This is a genomic window from Pelomonas nitida, assembly GCF_043555975.1.
GTDB classification, from domain to species: domain Bacteria; phylum Pseudomonadota; class Gammaproteobacteria; order Burkholderiales; family Burkholderiaceae_C; genus Pelomonas; species Pelomonas nitida.
The window spans coordinates 14774-30902 of record NZ_JBIGIA010000022.1 but is presented as its reverse complement, the minus strand read 5'-3'; the positions used below and the strand labels follow the sequence as shown (position 1 = coordinate 30902).

15 protein-coding genes are annotated in these 16129 nt (G+C 70.1%); 2 read left to right on the top strand and 13 right to left on the bottom strand.

Annotated features, from left to right (window positions below):
- Positions 1 to 13: 13 nt before the first annotated feature.
- From ACG00X_RS21565 to ACG00X_RS21505, 13 genes are read right to left on the bottom strand one after another with little or no spacing between them, the layout of a single operon-like run.
- A complete protein-coding gene (locus ACG00X_RS21565; RefSeq protein WP_394491418.1) occupies positions 14 to 331 on the bottom strand; it encodes a hypothetical protein in 318 nt (105 codons plus the stop codon).
- A complete protein-coding gene (locus tag ACG00X_RS21560) occupies positions 328 to 1038 on the bottom strand; it encodes a tetratricopeptide repeat protein (protein WP_394491416.1) in 711 nt (236 codons plus the stop codon). Before ACG00X_RS21560 ends, ACG00X_RS21565 begins: the two co-directional genes overlap by 4 nt.
- Positions 1025 to 3853 (bottom strand): tetratricopeptide repeat protein, encoded by a 2829-nt coding sequence (locus ACG00X_RS21555; RefSeq protein WP_394491414.1) that lies wholly within the window; start codon positions 3851 to 3853, stop codon positions 1025 to 1027. The genes ACG00X_RS21560 and ACG00X_RS21555 overlap by 14 nt, the downstream gene beginning before the upstream one ends.
- Positions 3837 to 5765, bottom strand: a complete 1929-nt coding sequence (locus ACG00X_RS21550; protein WP_394491412.1) for a tetratricopeptide repeat protein — start codon at positions 5763 to 5765, stop codon at positions 3837 to 3839. Before ACG00X_RS21550 ends, ACG00X_RS21555 begins: the two co-directional genes overlap by 17 nt.
- A 14-nt stretch (positions 5766 to 5779) precedes the next feature.
- Positions 5780 to 6397 carry an AraC family transcriptional regulator gene (locus ACG00X_RS21545; RefSeq protein ID WP_394491410.1) on the bottom strand — a complete coding sequence of 206 codons (618 nt, stop codon included), beginning with the start codon at positions 6395 to 6397 and terminating at the stop codon, positions 5780 to 5782.
- 11 nt (positions 6398 to 6408) lie between these two features.
- The gene (locus ACG00X_RS21540) at positions 6409 to 7563 is read right to left on the bottom strand and encodes a DUF3570 domain-containing protein (RefSeq protein ID WP_394491408.1); all 1155 of its coding nucleotides are present in this window, start codon (positions 7561 to 7563) and stop codon (positions 6409 to 6411) included.
- Positions 7550 to 7795, bottom strand: a complete 246-nt coding sequence (locus ACG00X_RS21535; protein ID WP_394491406.1) for a DUF4266 domain-containing protein — start codon at positions 7793 to 7795, stop codon at positions 7550 to 7552. The genes ACG00X_RS21540 and ACG00X_RS21535 overlap by 14 nt, the downstream gene beginning before the upstream one ends.
- Positions 7796 to 7803: 8 nt before the next feature.
- The gene (locus ACG00X_RS21530; protein ID WP_394491404.1) at positions 7804 to 8310 is read right to left on the bottom strand and encodes a TlpA disulfide reductase family protein; all 507 of its coding nucleotides are present in this window, start codon (positions 8308 to 8310) and stop codon (positions 7804 to 7806) included.
- A 39-nt stretch (positions 8311 to 8349) separates the two neighbouring features.
- Entirely contained in the window at positions 8350 to 9018 is a 669-nt protein-coding gene (locus ACG00X_RS21525; RefSeq protein ID WP_394491402.1) for an outer membrane beta-barrel domain-containing protein, read from the bottom strand.
- Positions 9019 to 9032: 14 nt separating this feature from the next.
- Positions 9033 to 9836 (bottom strand): SH3 domain-containing protein, encoded by an 804-nt coding sequence (locus ACG00X_RS21520; protein WP_394491400.1) that lies wholly within the window; start codon positions 9834 to 9836, stop codon positions 9033 to 9035.
- 34 nt (positions 9837 to 9870) lie between these two features.
- The gene (locus ACG00X_RS21515) at positions 9871 to 10458 is read right to left on the bottom strand and encodes a hypothetical protein (protein ID WP_394491398.1); all 588 of its coding nucleotides are present in this window, start codon (positions 10456 to 10458) and stop codon (positions 9871 to 9873) included.
- 5 nt (positions 10459 to 10463) lie between these two features.
- Positions 10464 to 13490, bottom strand: coding sequence for an HzsA-related protein (locus tag ACG00X_RS21510; RefSeq protein ID WP_394491396.1), 3027 nt, complete (start codon positions 13488 to 13490; stop codon positions 10464 to 10466).
- A 41-nt stretch (positions 13491 to 13531) separates the two neighbouring features.
- Positions 13532 to 14536 carry an FAD:protein FMN transferase gene (locus ACG00X_RS21505; RefSeq protein ID WP_394491394.1) on the bottom strand — a complete coding sequence of 335 codons (1005 nt, stop codon included), beginning with the start codon at positions 14534 to 14536 and terminating at the stop codon, positions 13532 to 13534.
- 367 nt (positions 14537 to 14903) lie between these two features.
- On the opposite strand from ACG00X_RS21505, the gene ccmA reads away from it, so the two are divergent.
- On the top strand, positions 14904 to 15464 hold the full coding sequence (gene ccmA, locus ACG00X_RS21500; RefSeq protein WP_394491392.1) for a cytochrome c biogenesis heme-transporting ATPase CcmA: 561 nt from the start codon (positions 14904 to 14906) through the stop codon (positions 15462 to 15464).
- Entirely contained in the window at positions 15461 to 16126 is a 666-nt protein-coding gene (ccmB, locus tag ACG00X_RS21495) for a heme exporter protein CcmB (protein WP_394491390.1), read from the top strand. Before ccmA ends, ccmB begins: the two co-directional genes overlap by 4 nt.
- Positions 16127 to 16129: the final 3 nt, after the last annotated feature.

Here is a 16129-nt window from a genome sequence, read left to right as displayed (position 1 = left end):
ACGGATACGAAAGTTAGGGGCGGGCTGGCGGGATGGCGGGGGCGGCAGCAGCCGGTGCGGCCGGCGCGGTGCCGGCCTGTGCGTGGTACTGCACCTGGCGGCGGAAAACGTCGCGGTCCACCGGTGCCAGCGTTTCATCGAGCACGCTGGCGGCCGGCCGGCCGGACAGCTGGCCAGGCAGCGGCTTCTTCCACGGCACGATGTAGAGCACCTTGGGCAGTTCGCGGTTGCCGATGATCTTGGTCTGGTCGATCTCGGCGCGGTCTTGCGCACGGGCGCTGGCGGCGAGCAGCACCAGGGCCGTCATGACGAGCGGGGGCCAACACCTCATGGGGTCTCCTTCTTCGCGGCGGCAGCGGCTGCCGGCTTGCGGTTCTTCAGGTCGGCGACCCACTTGGTGACGGCGGCGTCACCTTGCGGCGTCAGCGCCAGGTAGCGCTCGTACAGCGCCAGCGCGCGCGCGCCGTCGCCGAGGTACATGTCCTGCAAGATGCCGAGGTTCAGCACGGCCGGCGCGCAGTTCGGGTCGAGTGCCAGGGCTTGCTCGTAGGCCTGGCGCGCCTTGTCAAACTGGCCGGCCTGGCGGTAGGCCACGCCCAGCTCGTTGTGAAACAGGGGTTGGCGGCGGCTGAGCCGGACCGCCGTCTCCAGCTCGGCGATCGCCGGCGCCAGGCGGTTGCCGCGATCGCGGTAGATGACGCCGAGATTGGCATGCGGCCCGCCGAGGTCGGGGTCGGACTTGGTCAACGCCAGCAGCACGCGCTCGGCGTCGTCCAGGCGGCCGGCGCGCATCAGGCGACGCGCCTCGTCGAAGGCGCGCTGCGCTGCCGGCGTGACGACGACCTGCGGCTCGGCCTCACCGGCACCCGCCGCCTGCGGCGCCGATGCAGCCGCCGCGGCGGCCGGTGCAGCGGCAACGCGGGTGTCGCTCAAGAAACTCGGCAGGCTGGCGCAGCCGCCCAGCGCGAGGGCGGCCAACAGCGCCGCCACACGCAGGTGCACACGATGGGCGCCGGCCCGATGCTCAGCGGATCGCATCGACCCCTCCTTGGCTGCGTTCCACCTTGCCGTAGCGCACCGGGCGCAGTTCGCGCAGCGCGGCAAAGCTCTTCTTGACCCACTCGTCGTAGATGCCCTGCGTCGTGCGGCGGGCGTTGGCCTCGTGCAGCTCCGTCGCCTGCTCCTCGAAGGGGTAGGCCTGCTCCTCCAGCATCACGTTGTATTGCTCCAGCTCCAGCCTCGACAGCTTCTTGGGCCGCTGCGAGTCCAGCAGCGCCTTGCCGAAGTCCTGGTAGAGCGCGGCCGTCTGGTAGGACGCGGCCGTCACGACGTCGGCCACACCGTAGTCGGCCGCCACCGCGTAGGCCTTCAGCGCCTCTTCCATCTTGGCCTTCTTGGCCTTGAGCTGCTTGGCCAGCGGCTCGACGAGCGCGATCTTGCGGTAGGCGTCGACGGTAGGCTGCGCCAGCGCCAGCGCGGCGGTCGCCCCGAGGAACTGTGTGCGCGGCGTGCGTGCGGCGCCACCGGCCTGGTCGGCCTGGTAGATGTCGCGCATGAGGGCCAGCTCGCGGGCCGCGCTGCCGTCGGCGCGGGCCAGCATCGCCAGCCGGTAGCGTGCCTCCACCGCCGTCTCCAGCGGCTGCGGGAACTGATTCACGTAGCGCTCGTAGGCCTGGGCCAGCGCCGTGCGGGCGGCGGGCGCCATGGCGTCCGGCGTCTTGCCAGCGGCCTTCTCGCGCAGCTGCACGGCCTGCCACAGCGCGGCGCGTGCCTGCTTGGCGTCGGGCTGCGCGGCCGCCAGGCGCTCGTACTCGCCGGCCGCCTGGGCCCAGCTGCCCTTCTCCGTGTAGACGAAGGCGAGCTTGCTCGTCACGTCAGCCTGAAGGTTATGGCGCGGATAGCGGCTGCGGAAATCTTCCAGCGTGCTGGCGGCGGCGTCCCAGTCCTGGAGGCCGATCAGCGCGGCGGCGGCGTCGTACTGCGCCGTGGCGCGAACGGCGGAGTCTGGCGACAAGGCGCCGATGCGCATGAAGTGCGCCACGGCTTCACGCGCCTGGCCACCCGCACGCGCCTGCTCGCCCTGGCGGTAGACCGACGCGGCCAGGCGCTCGGCCAGCTCGCGGCGGCCGGCCTCGTTGGCAGGCGTCAGCGCCAGCACCTCGCCATAGGCTTTCTCGGCCTGCGCGAACTCGCCCCGCTCGAACGCGGTGTGCGCGACCACGGTCCACGCAACGCGGCGTTGGGCTGCGGCGGCAGGCGGCTGCAGCGCCAGCACGCGGCCGGCCGTCTTTGCGGCCTGCTCGCCGTCGCCCAGTGCATACCACTGCTCGGCCGCACGTGTCAGCACGGCGCCGGTGCGCGGGTCGCCCGGGAAGGCGTCGGCAAAGCGTGCCGCACTGGCGGCCGCGGCCTTCTGCAGCGCCGGCTGATCGGCGGCCGCCGCGCCCTTCTCCAGCGCCGCGTAACTCAGCAGCGCCGTGTAGCCGGCGTCGGCGCTCTTGGCGTGCGCCGGGTATTGGTAGGCCGTCTTCTCATACTCGGGCAGCGCCTCGGCGTAGCGCTTGTCTTCGTACAGCAGCTCGGCCAGCAAGAAGTTGTTCTGCGCCGCCTCGGGTGCGTTCGGGAATGACGTCAGGTACTGGCGATACCAGCGCACCGCTTCCTGGTAGTCGGCCGAGGCCTTGCTCTTCTGCGCCAGTGCATGGTGATGGCGCGCCAGCTCGGTCAGGTGGGTCTTGACCAGCGGCTGCGCCTTTTCCCAGCCCTCGGGGTTGGCCTGGCGGAACTCGCTGCCCACGCCGTAGCGCGAGACATAGTCCTTCTTCGCCGCCAGCGCCTGGTTGACGAAGCCGTTGCCCTGGTAGATGTCGATGACCCGCGCCTGCAGCAGCGGCGCCTGCGCGTTCAGCGGGTCGTGCCGCGCGAACGCGCCGAAGGTGTCGGCCGCGTCCTTCAGCCGCTCCTGCTTCAGGTAGAGCTCGCCGAGCTGCTCGTAGACGCGGAACTCGTAGCTGCGCCGCTGCGGCGAATTGACGTAGCCCTGGATGGCGTCAGCGCCCTGCAGGTTGGCCAGGCTGAGGCTGGTGACGCGGAAGGTGTCCTCCAGCAGCTCGCGGTCGGCACGGGTCAGGCCGGGCAGGCTTTGCAGCTCACCGGGCTGGCTGAGCACGTCGGCCTTCAGGTCCAGCACGCCGAAGAAGGATTGCAGCGACTCCTCCAGCTTGGCCTGCTTGAAGCGCGACCAGCCCTGCATGTAGGTGGCGCGCTCCTGGAAGGGGTTGGCGCCGCGGCCGGCCAGCAGCGTACCGTAGGCCTGCTCGGCGCGGGCGTAGTCGCGCATCGCGAACAGCATCTCGCCGCGACGGAACTGCGCTTCGTCGCGGTAGGCCGTCTTCGGGAATTCGGCCACCAGCCGGTCCAGCGTCGCCATCGCCACTTCCAGCTGACCGGCCTGCTCGTAGGCGCGGGCCATCTGGTAGAGCACGCGGTCGTTGCCCGGGTCCTTGGGGTAGGCCTTCAGGTAGTCCTGGTAGCGCACCAGGGCGGCTGCGTAATCGGGGTTGGCGGCGGCCGCGCCGGCCGCCGAGCGGTTGTCGGCGCTGTCCATCTCCAGGTCGCCCAGGCGGCGCATGGCCTCCGCGCGCTGCGGTGCGCGCGGCGCGACTTCCAGGAACTTGCGGTAGGCCGCAATGGTCTGGTCCTCGCTGGGCGGCACGCCCCGGTCCTGCTCGACCGTCACGCTGCGGCCGGCGAGCGTCTTGAGCGTGGGCGTCTCCGGCACGGCCGGGCGGCGGCTGGCGCAACCGGCCAGGCCGCACAGCAGCATCAGGATGAGACTAGGGCTTGGGCGCACGGTCGGCCTCCCTGGACACGCTGGCCCGGTCATGCAGTTGCGCCACGGCAAAGCGCGCCTGCGTGCTGTAGAGAGCCAGGCGCTCCTTCTGGCGAACGAGTTGCGCCACCGCGATGTCTTGCGCGGCCTGCTGCTGCTGGCGGGCCAGCTCGGTCACGCGCGGCATCAGCGCCGCGATGCGGGCCGCCAGCTCGGCGGTGCGCAGGGCGAAGGCGTCGAACCGCGCCGGCTCCTCGACCTGCGCACGCGTCAACGCGACGTCGTGCTGGCGGGCTTCGCCCAGCTCGCGGTCGATGACACGCAAGTCCTTCTGTGCGGCCCACAGGCGTGCCACGTGGTCCTGCGCCAGCTCCCAGGTCAGGCGACCCGAGGCCATGCGGGCGCGCTCGCGCGCACCGTCCAGCGCGGGATCGGCGCCCGCCGCCGCGAGGCCGTCGTTGACGCGTTTCACGCGCTCGATCAATGCCTGCTGCGCGCTGGTGGCGAGCGCGGCGGTATCCACCTCTTCTTCGACACGCTGCAGCGCCGCTGCAACGCCGTCACGCCGCTGCGCCAGCGCGCCCAGCCCGCTGGTGCCGGCCTGCGCGAGCACCTGGGGCAGCCGCGCGGCATAGGCTTGCCGGCGGTTGGCCAGCATGTCGTCGAAGACCGAGAGCTTGTCCTGCCAACCCTGCAGGTTGTCGGCCAGGAAGCGCAGGTCGCGCAGGTTCTTGAAGGCCTCCTGGAACTCGTGCTGGGCCAGTACGTCGGTCAGGTGGCCGGCATGCGGCATGTCGGGCAGCTGCCGGATGCCCGAGAACCAGCCCATCTCGACGCCGGGGTTGGCGGCGAGCAGGCCGTCGATGAGCTTGCCCGCGCGGATGGCGCGGATGGAATCGTCCAGCGCCGCGTCTTCCTGGTCGAAGACCGTGATGGCCTCGTTGTAGCGCGCCAGCGCCTGGCCGAAGGCACCCAGCTCGGCGTACGAGAACGGCACGGCCAGACGCGCCTCCAGCGTGGCTGCGTCGTGGGCGTCGCGGCGCAGCAGCTCGTTCCACGGCACCAGCGCCTCGCTGTGCTTGTTGGCGGCGGCCAGCGCCCAGCCATAACCCAGCAATGCCTTGCCGGCCTGCAGACCGTCGAGCCGCACGCGCTGCAGATAGGTGGCCGCAGCCTCCGGCTTGTCGCCCTGCAATGCGGCAAAGCCCAGCGCCAGGTTGGCCTGGTCACGCAGGCTGCGGAACTCCTCGGTGGGCGGCATGGGCGGCGACACGGCCTGCCCCACGCCGTCGAGCCAGCCGAGGCCGGTGGTGGCGTCACCGCCCTTGACCAGCGCCACGCCCAGGTTATAGCGGGCGTACAGCCCCGCGCCGGGGCGCTGGGCCGCGCCGCCGAGCAGCCGCGCCGCCCCGGCGTAGTCCTGGCTCGCCATCATCACGTTGGCCTGCAGCAGCAGCCGCTCTTCGTCCAGCTCCGGCGGCAGCTGGCCGCCGATGTGGCCCAGCGCCTCCAGCGCCCCGGGCATCACGCCGCGCTGATAGCGGATCTTGGCCAGGAAAAACCAGGCCCGGTCACGCACGGCCGGCGCGGCGCTCTTGTCGAGCAGGCGCTCGAACACCCCGCCGGCCTCGCGATGCAGGCCGTAGGACAGCAGCAGCCCGCCGCGCAGCAGCTCGGCGTCGTCGGCATGGTGGCCGACGCGCTCGAATTGCTGCGACGCCATCAGGCCGGTGAGGGCCGTGAAGTAGTGGTCCTGATAGAACTGGAACAGCGTGTCGCCGTAGTGCGGGTCCTGCACCGGCCTGGCCGCTGAAGCCGCAGACACTGGCGCATCGGCCGCCTGCGCCACGCCCAGTGCGCAGGCCAGCATCGCCACGGCAGCCGCCCGCCGCCAGCGGCGCGCGGTGCGATCGGAAGAACGGCTCGGGAGCATGCGCACGCGGGCCGTTACTGCCAGACCTTGACGTCGAACTCCGGCTGCAACTTGCCCGTGGAGTCCTTGATGCGCAGCTCGATGTACTTGGGCTCGGTGCCCTTGTCGAACTTCACCGTCGCGCCGCGCTTGTAGTCGCGGAAATGCGGCCCCTTGCCGGTGAAGAACGCCACCACCTCGTGCGTGCCCGACTTCAGGTTGCCGAGATACACGCGCTGCATGCCACCCCGGTGCAGCGCCTGCACTTCCAGTGGCGAGTAGAGGTAGCTGGCGACGAGCTTGTCATCCAGCTTCACCTGCAGCGAGTCGAGCTCGAACAGCTTGCCCACGTCCATGGACACGAACACGGCCACCTGCGTGTTGGCCGGGAACAGCAGCTCCTCCTCCAGCACCAGCAGGTCACGGTTCAGGCGGATCACATCGCCCTTGACCGCCTGGATGCGCTCGTCGAGCCGCTGGGATTCGGCGGGCGCAGAGGCCGCTGTGTCGGGGGCGGAAGCCGCGACGGCCGGCTCGGCGGCGGCAGACGCCGCCACGGCTTCAGCCGCCCGGGCCGGCGCCAGGGCCGAGCACACGACGACGCAGGCGGTCAGGAACCGCAGGCAGGGAGCGAACAGGGCGTGGGCGTTCAATCGCCTTCTCCTCAGAATGTGGCCGATGCGAACAGCTGCAGGATGTGGGCGTTCAGCGCGTACGCCCTGCCCGTGCGGATGTCGGTGAAGTCGCTGTACTTGAAATGCAGCAGCTCATAGGCAGCGCTGAGCTTCACGTCGTAGTCGCCGACCTTGCCGGTCGCGTACGTCAGCTTGGCGCCCAGGCCCAGGTTCTTGAACGTGCTGAGCTGGCGGTTGCGCGACAGATAGACCGTGTCGACGAGCGCGTTGTCGCTGTAGAACAGCGCCTTGCTCTGCGAATGCAGCCGCACCGTCCAGTCGGCCAGGATCTTGTCGCCGAAGTAGCGGCTGTAGCCGCCCTCCAGCGTGTGCGCGCGGATGGCCCAGTTGTCCCAGAAATAGCGGTAGGCGCCGTGCACCGCGCTGCCCGGGGCGAGCGTTGCGGTGGTGCCCACACGCAGCGCGCGGCTGGAGCGCGTGCGCGGGTCGTTCTCCGGCACGAAGGCGCCGCCCACGCGCGCCGAACGGTAGGGGTTGCCGAGGTAGCCGTCGTCGGACACCACCTCGCCGTTCAGCGTCATCAGCCAGGTCGGCGAGAGGATCTGCGTGACACCGAGGCGGTAGCGCCAGTGGCGGGCATGGTCGAAGAAGCCGACATCCTTGCGGCCCACGTCGTCGGTGCCGCGCGAGTAGCCCAGCGACACCGTCGTCATGCCGCCGAACATGTCCTGCGACACGTCCGCGTTGACGGTCCGGGCCTTGTAGTCGGACTCGCTGCTTTGCGTCGCCGACACCGAGACGATGCTGTCGCGCACCAGGTAGTCGCCGCCGACGGTGTACTCCTTGCGCGTCTCCTTGAACGGGCTGGCCGTCGTGACGACGTCGATGGACGCGCTGCTGACCTGGTCGACGTAGTAGGTGCCGTGCAGCGACACGGCCGAGCCGAGCTTCTTGCGCACCAGCACCGCCGGGCCGGTGGCGCGCAGGCCGTCGGCGTCGTAGATGTGGACCATGGCCTCGGCCTGGTCCTCGGGCAGCGTGACGGCATGCGCCTCGGTGCCCGCGAGCGCCGTGCCGAGCAGCGCCACGACATGGGCCGGCGGCGCCAGGCGGCGGCGGCGCAGCAGGGCCAGCACGCGGCGCGCGTGCGCGGTGGCGGAACGCCAGACCTCAGTTGCAGCCACAGCCGCCTCCTTGCACGCCGTTGGCACTGCGGGCGCCCTCGCGCACCTCGTACACATGCTCGAAATGCTTGGCCGACAGCGGGTTGCGCGAGGCCAGCATGATGGGATCGGCCAGCCGCTCACGCTCGTAAGGCTTGACCCAGGGTTCCAGCGAATGGATGGACGCACAGCCTCCAAGCAGCAGGGCCATGCCCAGCAGGACGCCGGTGCGAGCGATTGGGCGGGTAGGCATGGTGGTCCTCACTCCTTCAGCAGTTCGCGGATCTGCTGTTCGTACAGCGCTTCAAAGCCGGCCTGGTAGCCGCGATGCACGTAGCGCACCTTGCCGTCGCGGTCGATCAGCAGCGTCGACGGCATGCTGCTCAGGTCGTAGCGCTTGCTGACCGCCTTGTCGGCGTCCAGCAGCACCGGGAAGCTCACGCCCAGCTTGGTCGCGACGTTGATCGCGTTGCGGCTGTCTTCGTCGACGTTGACGCCCAGCAGCGTGAAGCCCGAGCCCTGGTACTTCTGGTAGAGCTGGTTCAGCAGCGGCATCTCCTGGCGGCACGGTGCGCACCAGGTGGCCCAGAAGTTCACCAGCACCACGCGACCGCGCTGTTCGGCCAGGCGAAGGTTCTTGCCGTCGGTGGTGCGCAGCGTGAAGTCGGGGGCCGTGGCGGCGGGCGCGGCGGCGCACACGCCGGCCAGCGTGGCCAGCAGCACGCCGGTCAGCAGGCGGCGCACGGAGTGAGGAAAGGTCGGGGTCATGAACAGGTCTGCGAGGTGAGCAGGCGCCGGGCGCCGGGTTCAGAAGAAGAAGGTGCCGCCCAGCGTGAACTCGAGGTTGTTGGTGCTCTGGCGCTTGCCCAGCAGATCCAGCGAATAGCGGTGGTCACGCAAGTCGACCTGCACCGACGCCCAGTCGGCCAGGAACACGCGCGTACCCAGCCCGAAGCTGATGGTCTGGCGCTTCTGGTCGACGAAGCGCGTGCTGCCCACGCCCGCCACCAGGTACAGCGCCGAGGCCTTGGCCGTGTTGCGGCCGAAGAAGACCTCGCCCGGCAGCAGGTTCCAGCCCGCCAGCACGTTGTAGTAGGTCAGCTTCTGGCGCTCGCTGACGAAGATGCCGCCCGGCAGGATCTGGCGGAAGGTCTCGTCGCTGACCTTGGTCTGCGCGTAGTTCCCCTCGACGAAGAAGTCCTCGGTGATGTGATAGCCCAGGCGGATGCCACCCACCGCGCTGGAGCCGAAGTTCTGCGTGGCATAGGTGCCGGCGAACACGCCCACGATGAAGTCGTTGGACGGGATGCGCGGCACCTTCACGTCGCGGCGCTCCACCTCCGGCACGATGACCTGCTCGCCGGCCGTCTTCGGCTCGGTCTTCGCGTCCTGCGCGGCATCGGCGGCCTGGGCCGCGAAGCTGGCTCCCGCCAGCGCGGCCACCAGCAGGGCTTGAAGGGAAGAACGGATCTGCATGGTGCCGTGATGCCTCAGAAGAAGAACAGGATGCCGGCCGTGAGCGCGCGGTACTCGCTGGAGCGCGTGTCGGCCACGTAGGCGGTGTAGATGCTGTAGTCGGCCCGCAGCACGAAGCGGTCGCTCAGGTGCCAGCGCAGGCCGGCCATGGCATGGGCCAGGTTGGCGTTCGTCGTGAACGCGCTCACGAGGCTGGTGTTCGGGATGTTCTTGAACTTGCCCAGCCCGACGCCGAAGAAGGGCGACAGCCGCTTGTCGGACCAGGGCTCGGCGTTGATGCCCACATGCCAGAAGTCCGTGCCGGCGAACACGCCCTGCACCTGCCCCACGGTCGCCTCGGCCGACAAGGTGTCGCTGAGCCGGTAGCCCGTCCAGAGCTTGAGCATGGGTTCGTTCTTGAAGCGCCCCCAGGCCATGCCCATCTCGACGCGACGGTGCAGGTAGTCGTCGAGCAGCACGTCGCGGAAGGTCTTGCGGCTGCCCGACTGCGTGAGCGTCGTCTCGAGCTGCACGCGCTCGACCCAGCCCTCTTTCCCGTTGGCCAGCCGCACCTTGAACCAGTCGGTGTGGCGCAACAGGATCTCCACCGCCTCGCCGCGGCCCGCCACGTGGAAGACCGGGTAGCCGCGCCCCGGGGCCGTGTGCAGCTCCAGGTAGGGGTCGGCCACCTGCACCTGCTCCGCCGGCTCGTCGGCCGCGCGGGCGGGCGCCATCACGACCAGCGCCAGCCCGGCCAGACTGGCCGTCAGGCCCACGCGCAGCAGGCGCGACACCATCGCACCGCCGCACAGCGGCTGCCCAGGCATCGGCGCGTTCATCGGATGCCGCTCGCCAGGGCCGCCGGGGACGTGCTCAGACGGCGCATGACGCGGGCTCCGGCGCGGTGAACTCGTCCTGCCCCTGGGCCGCCGGGTGCGACATCCAGTACAGCAGCAACTTGGCGTTGGGGTCGTTCTCGTCGAGGAAGATGCGGCCGCCGCCATGCAACACGCCGCGCACCAGCGGCTTGTTGATGAGCCGGCTGGCCGACGGGTCGGCAAACACGACCTGGCCCTGCGTCGACTTGAAGTTCTTGTACATGTCGCTCAGGCGGATGGCGGCCGCGTCGGGCGAGGTGCCCAGCGTCAGCCCGGTCGCCGACTGGTTGATGCGGAACGCACCGCCGCTGCCGGTGTTCACGTCATGGCAGCCGCCCGCCGCGCAGGTGTTCGTCACCGACGTGCCTTCGATGGGCAGCTGCTCCAGGAAGATCGGGTTGATGCACTTCTGATAGAAGGCAAACGAGAGCTTTTGCCCCGCTTCGGCGGCGGGATTGCTGATGTCCGACGGGTTGCCCAGCGGGTTGGAGCCACCGCCGCAGCCGGCCAGGGCCAGGCTCAGCAGGCCGACACCGGCGAGGCTGCGAAAGCGGCGGGGGCTGATGCGAAGCGCGATCGACATGACCTTCAGCAGCCTCCAGAAATCCAGGTGGCGATGGTGTTGTAGTTGGCGCTGCCCACCGGCAGCACGGCCGGCGCGGAGGCCGACGCCGAGGCCGGGTGCGGCACCGTCGACGGGCGGGTCAGCAGATAGCTGGACCCCGGCGTGCAGACGTCGGAGATCATCGACAGCGTGACGTTGAAGTCGCCTTCGGGCGACCCCGTCAGCACGAAGCGGTTCTGGCGGAAGGCGGTGCCGGCCGGCGTGCTCTTGCTGCCGATGGCCTGGTGGCAGCTGGCGCCGCAGGTGGACTGCAGGATCGGATAGACCGTCTTCTCGAACGAGGCCTGCGTCAGCTTGGCCACGTCCTTCACGCCACCGGCGTTGAGGTCGTTGTAGTACTTGCCGCCCAGGTCCATGAACTCCGCCAGCAGGCGCAGCTCGGCCTTGTTCAAGAGCTTGCTGTGGTCCAGCGTCGTGGGCGTCGGGTACACCGTGCGCGCCTCGCCGCCCGCCATCAGCGTCTGGCCCGACAGGATTTCCATCAGCCGGCTCTTGCGCGCCAGGCCCAGTGCATCGCCTTCGCTGGCCATGTTGTCCACCAGCGCGGCCAGGCGAACGATCTCCACCTCGCCCTCTTCGATGCGCGTCACCGGCAGGCCGGTCTTCGCATCGATCTTCGGGGCGCCCAGCATCAGCTTTTCGTACGACACCATGCGGCCCGTGCCGGCGAGCGTGCCGCTCAGGTCCAGCTTCGCGGACGCGTCGTGGCACTTCGTGCAGGTGTTGGCACCACGATCACGCGACCACAGCGGCTGGATGTGATCCGGGTAGTTGATGACGCCCTTGGTCGGCACCGGCGTGCCAAGGTCGTTGGCCGTGTCGGCCGTGCCGTCGGCCAAGGTGTTGCCGGTGTACTTCAGCGAGATGTCGGCGCGCTTCTTGCCGCCGGTCTTGGCAGTGTCAGCCCACACGTCGGTGTAGCTGATGTCCATGGCCGGGACCAGCAGCGACGCGACATTGTTGGTGCGCGTCTGCGCCATGGTCTCGCCGGCGTTGCGTGCGAACGTCGTGGTCAGCGCGGCCGGCACCGTGTCCTTGATGATCGACGAGTTCAACGCGGCGCCGCGGCGCGGGCTGTGGCAGCCGTCGCAGGTGCGGGTCTCGCCGGGGCGGACCTGGATCCAGTTGGTGTGCGTCTGGAACGCCCGGCCCGCGCCGTCCACCACGGCCACGGCCAGCGGCACGTCGGCCGGCACGTAGACCTGGAAGGAGCCATCGGGCTCGATGGGCGCGTAGCCGAGGATCTGCTGCGGCTCGAAGTCGGTCTCGCCGATGGCCTTGCGCAAGGCCATGGCCTGCTTGGGCGCCACGGCGCGCACGACCCGCACGAAGCGCGCCGGGCCGCAGTAGTAGGCCGCCTTGGCCGGGTCTTTCAGCGACTGCAGGTCAGCCACCTGCGCGCGGGTGTCGTCCGGGTCGGTCGGGGCGATGGTCGGGATGGGCGTCGTGCAGCCGTCGGCCTTGTCGGCGTCGGCCAGCACCGGAGCGCCCATGCGGCCCAGGCCGTCGGTGTCATACACGCTGCGCACCGACAGCAAGCCCATGCCCGCCGGGATGCCCGCGCCGGAGGTCGCCAGCGCGCCGCGCATCGTCGAGTTCGCCGTGCTGGCGGGGTTGGGCTCCTTGCGGGCCTGCAGCGCGATCGGGTCGGTGTAGATGAAGCCCGTCGGCGGCGCGGCCACGATCAGCATCGTCTTCTTGGCCGGGTCGAACATGTAGACGGCATAAACCGGCGGCACGTTGTTGCGGATGTTCGCCGCCGCCGTCTGCTCGGCGGTCTGGCTCATCTCGTCACCGACGGTGGCCAGCTCCGCCTCGGTCAGGTTCGCGCAGGGCGTGACGACGAAGGCCGCCGTTGCCGAGGCGCGCTTGTTGACCTGGCACGGCGCGAACGACAGCAGCACGCGGTTGCTGCCGTCCCACAACGGGTAGGGCGTCGTGATGCGGCCGTAGCGCGACACGCCGCGCTCGAAGTTCAGCGCCTGCTCGGTCGGGTAGCTCTGGCCCGACGTGGCCTTCACGGCGGCATTGGCCGGCGTGTACTGCTCGGAGAAGTTCGCGGCGTCCACGAACACCAGCGCCCCGCCCTCATGCGTGCGGGACAGCGGCATCAGGTCCGACGACAGGAAGCCCTTGTACGCACCCGCCGGGTCCATCTCGCGCGGATGCAGGAAGCTGTTGCCATCGCTGTGGGCGCCGTAGCGCACGAACATGTTCGTGCCGTCGGGGCGCACCGTGAAGATCTTGAAGTGATTGCGGTTGCCGACGTGATCCCAGCGCGAGAACATGATGTCCCCGTCCATCTGCACCACCGGGTTGCGGTCGTGGCTCTGATTGACCGAGATCTGCGTGATGGCGCCGCCCTTGGCATCCATCGTGTAGAGGTTGAGCACGCGCTCGCGCTCGTATTCGTCGAGCGCGGGGTAGCTGTCGGTGCCGCTGGGCATGTCCACCGTCGTGCGCTGGCGGTTGGACGCGAAGACGAAGCCCGCACCGGCCGGCAGATAGGCCGGGTCGACGTCGTCGTCCCCGGTGGTCGAGCTGGTCAGCCGCTTCAACGTGCCGCCCGACAGCCCGCCGGTGGTCATGTCGTATTCCCAGATGTTCCAGTGCCCCGTGCACAGCGGGTCGTTGGCCACCGGACAGTTCATCGAGAAGACGATCTTCTTGCCGTCGTACGACGCCTCGGGATCGGACACGTCGCCCGTGCCCTTGGTGTAGGCCTGCGTGACGTTGATCTCCGCCGCGCTCGCCGACGACTTCTGGCGAATGATGAGGTCGCCCCCGGGCTGGAAGCTGGCGCCGTCGGTGGGGTTGAGGCTGATCGAGACCGCGCGCTTGACGTAGGCGATGGGCACGTCGCCCTGCACGGTCAGCGTGTCCTTGTCGCCACTGGCCTCGCTCTTGTCACCACCGTCGCAGCCGGTCAGCACCAGGCTCAGCAAAGCGGCGGCGCCGGCCAGCAGTCGCATTCCTGTCACGTCCCTCATGCGGGCTTCCTTCATGCAAATCAGCGGGCACGGCGCGGGCGTCACTGCGCCGCCCCGCTGGTGTGGTTGAGCAACCCGGACGAGTAGTGCAGGCAGCCTTCAGCGTCCACGACGACGGCATCCACGCCGGGCAGCGACTCGATGAAACGCAAGCCCTGCTCGCAGCCCATGACGAACACGCACTTGGACAGCGCCTCGCTCGTCAGCCCGTCGTCGGCCAGGATGGTCACGCTGCGCACGCCGCGCGCCGACCGGCCCGTCTTGGGGTCGATGAGGTGGTGATGCCGCACGCCATCGCGCTCGAAGAAACGCTCGTAGTCGCCCGACGTGGAGATCGCCACGTCCTCCAGCGGCAGCACGGCCACCACCTCGCCCGCGCGGCGCGGGTCGCGCACGCCGATCGTCCACGGCCGGCCGCGCCGGTCACCCAGCACATGGCTGTCGCCGCCCGCGCTGACCATGCCGTGCGCAATGCCGTGGCGGCGCAGGATGGCCACCCCGTTGTCCACCGCATGGCCCTTGGCGAAGCCGCCCAGGTCGATGCGCATGCCCTGGCGTGCGAAGCGCACGCTGCGCCGCACGGGCTCCAGCTCGAGGCCGCGCCAGCCGATCAGCGCGCAGGCGGCGTCCAGCGTGGCGTCGCTCGGGCGGTAGCCGGCGCGGTAGTCGTACAAATGGCCGGCGCTGGCGTAGGTGATGTCGAAAGCGCCGTCCGACAGCGCCGAGAACTGCTTGGCGCGCGTCAGCAGCTCGAACATCTCGTCGCTGACGGCCACGGCCTGGTCGGCCGCCTCGCGGTTGATGCGCGACAGCTCCGAGCCCGCCTTGTGAGGGCTCATCGTGCGGTCGATGCGGTGCATCTCGGCGATCACCGCCGCCATGGCCGACTCGGCCAGCCCGGCGTCCTCGCACCACAGCTCCACCTGGATCGCGGTGCCCATGATGGCCTCGTGGCGCTGGAACCACCCGGCCTGCGCACGCGCGGGGTCGCACGGCCGAGGCATGAAGCCCGGCCGGCTGCTGGCGGTCTTTTGAGCGAGGCTCATGGCGGTCTCGAAGTGGCTCGGTGGAACTCGTTGGTGGGTTCCGACGCGCTGCGAGATCTGCGGTCTCCGCCACGCCAAAAACTCAGGAATGGGCGGAATCATCGATGGCAATGGGTCAAAACGGGCATCGATGGTGAGCAAACCGCGAACACCTTACATTCGGTCGCAGTTGATTCCGTAACGATTGATTGCCACCGGCGAGCAGTTGCTACGGTCGTGGCCTGCGGGCGCGCGTACGCCGATACTTCGCTGCTTTGCGCGTGTGTGCGGCCCCTCGCCCGCCCTTTGTTGGCGATCGAACTGGCGCACCGTCCGGCCCTCCATGCTTTGCGTCACCGACCTTGCCTGCTCGCGCGGTGAACGCCCGTTGTTCCGCCGCCTCAGCTTCAGCCTCGCCGCTGGCCAGTGGCTGCACGTGACCGGCGACAACGGCGCGGGCAAGACGACGCTGCTGCGCACGCTGGTGGGCCTGTCCACGCCCGACGAAGGCCGCATCACCTGGCAGGGCCAGCCCGTGCGCGGCCGCCACGACGACTACCGCCGCGCCCTCTGCTACCTGGGCCACCACACCGCCGTGAAGGACGAACTCACGCCCATCGAGAACCTGCTGACGAGCGCCGCGCTCGATGGCCACGCCGTGGCCGACGCGCAGGCCTGGGGCGCGCTCAAGGCGCTGGGCATCGCCCGCTGCGGCCACCAGCCCACGCGCCAGCTGTCAGCCGGCCAGAAGCGCCGCGTGCTGCTGTCGCGCCTGCTACTGCGCCCGGCCACGCTGTGGGTGCTGGACGAGCCCTTCGCCGCCCTCGATGCGCCCGCCGCCGAATGGCTGGGCCAGCGGCTGACGCAACACCTGGCCGACGGCGGCATGGCACTGCTCACCAGCCACCAACCCGTTCCGCTGCCGCCCGGCGGCACGGTGGCACTATGAACGCGCTGGCCGTTTCTCTGCGACGCGACCTGCGCCTGGCCGCCCGCCGGCCGGCGGAGGTGGCCACGTCGCTGGTCTTCTTCGTGGTCGTCGTGAGCCTGTTCCCGCTGGGCATCGGGCCGGAGATGGCGCTGCTGCAGCGCGTCGCGCCGGGCGTGATCTGGGTGGCCGCACTGCTGGCCACGCTGCTGGGCCTGCCGCGCCTGTTCGCCGCCGACCACGCCGACGGCACGCTGGAGCAGCTGATGCTGTCGCCGCAGTCGCAGCTGCTGCTGGTGGCGGGCAAGGTGCTGGCGCACTGGCTGCTATGCGGCCTGCCGCTGGTGCTGCTGGCGCCGCTGCTGGGCCTGCAGTTCAACCTGTCGGGCGAGGTGCTGCTCGTGCTGGTGCTCGCGCTGCTGCTGGGCACGCCGGTGCTCAGCCTGGTGGGCGCCATCGGCGCCGCGCTGACGCTGGGCGTGCGCGGCGGCGGCGCGCTGCTGGCGCTGCTGATGCTGCCGCTCTTCGTGCCCACGCTGGTGTTCGGCAGCGGCGCCGTCGAGGCCAGCGCCGCCGGGCTGGGCGCCGGCCCGCAGCTGTCGCTGCTGGGGGCGCTGCTCATCGTCACGCTGCTGTTCGCGCCCTGGGCGGCCACGGCCGCGCTGCGCATCGCCCTGGACTGACGA

What these genes read in the sequence shown, in the direction of transcription:
- ACG00X_RS21530 (WP_394491404.1), bottom strand. Translation starts at nt 8,310, where the DNA reads ATGACCCCGACCTTTCCTCACTCCGTGCGCCGCCTGCTGACCGGCGTG.
- ccmB (WP_394491390.1), top strand. Translation starts at nt 15,461, where the DNA reads ATGAACGCGCTGGCCGTTTCTCTGCGACGCGACCTGCGCCTGGCCGCC.
- ACG00X_RS21565 (WP_394491418.1), bottom strand. Translation starts at nt 331, where the DNA reads ATGAGGTGTTGGCCCCCGCTCGTCATGACGGCCCTGGTGCTGCTCGCC.
- ACG00X_RS21520 (WP_394491400.1), bottom strand. Translation starts at nt 9,836, where the DNA reads ATGAACGCGCCGATGCCTGGGCAGCCGCTGTGCGGCGGTGCGATGGTG.
- ACG00X_RS21525 (WP_394491402.1), bottom strand. Translation starts at nt 9,018, where the DNA reads ATGCAGATCCGTTCTTCCCTTCAAGCCCTGCTGGTGGCCGCGCTGGCG.
- ACG00X_RS21560 (WP_394491416.1), bottom strand. Translation starts at nt 1,038, where the DNA reads ATGCGATCCGCTGAGCATCGGGCCGGCGCCCATCGTGTGCACCTGCGT.
- ACG00X_RS21535 (WP_394491406.1), bottom strand. Translation starts at nt 7,795, where the DNA reads ATGCCTACCCGCCCAATCGCTCGCACCGGCGTCCTGCTGGGCATGGCC.
- ACG00X_RS21550 (WP_394491412.1), bottom strand. Translation starts at nt 5,765, where the DNA reads ATGCTCCCGAGCCGTTCTTCCGATCGCACCGCGCGCCGCTGGCGGCGG.
- ACG00X_RS21505 (WP_394491394.1), bottom strand. Translation starts at nt 14,536, where the DNA reads ATGAGCCTCGCTCAAAAGACCGCCAGCAGCCGGCCGGGCTTCATGCCT.
- ACG00X_RS21510 (WP_394491396.1), bottom strand. Translation starts at nt 13,490, where the DNA reads ATGAGGGACGTGACAGGAATGCGACTGCTGGCCGGCGCCGCCGCTTTG.
- ACG00X_RS21515 (WP_394491398.1), bottom strand. Translation starts at nt 10,458, where the DNA reads ATGTCGATCGCGCTTCGCATCAGCCCCCGCCGCTTTCGCAGCCTCGCC.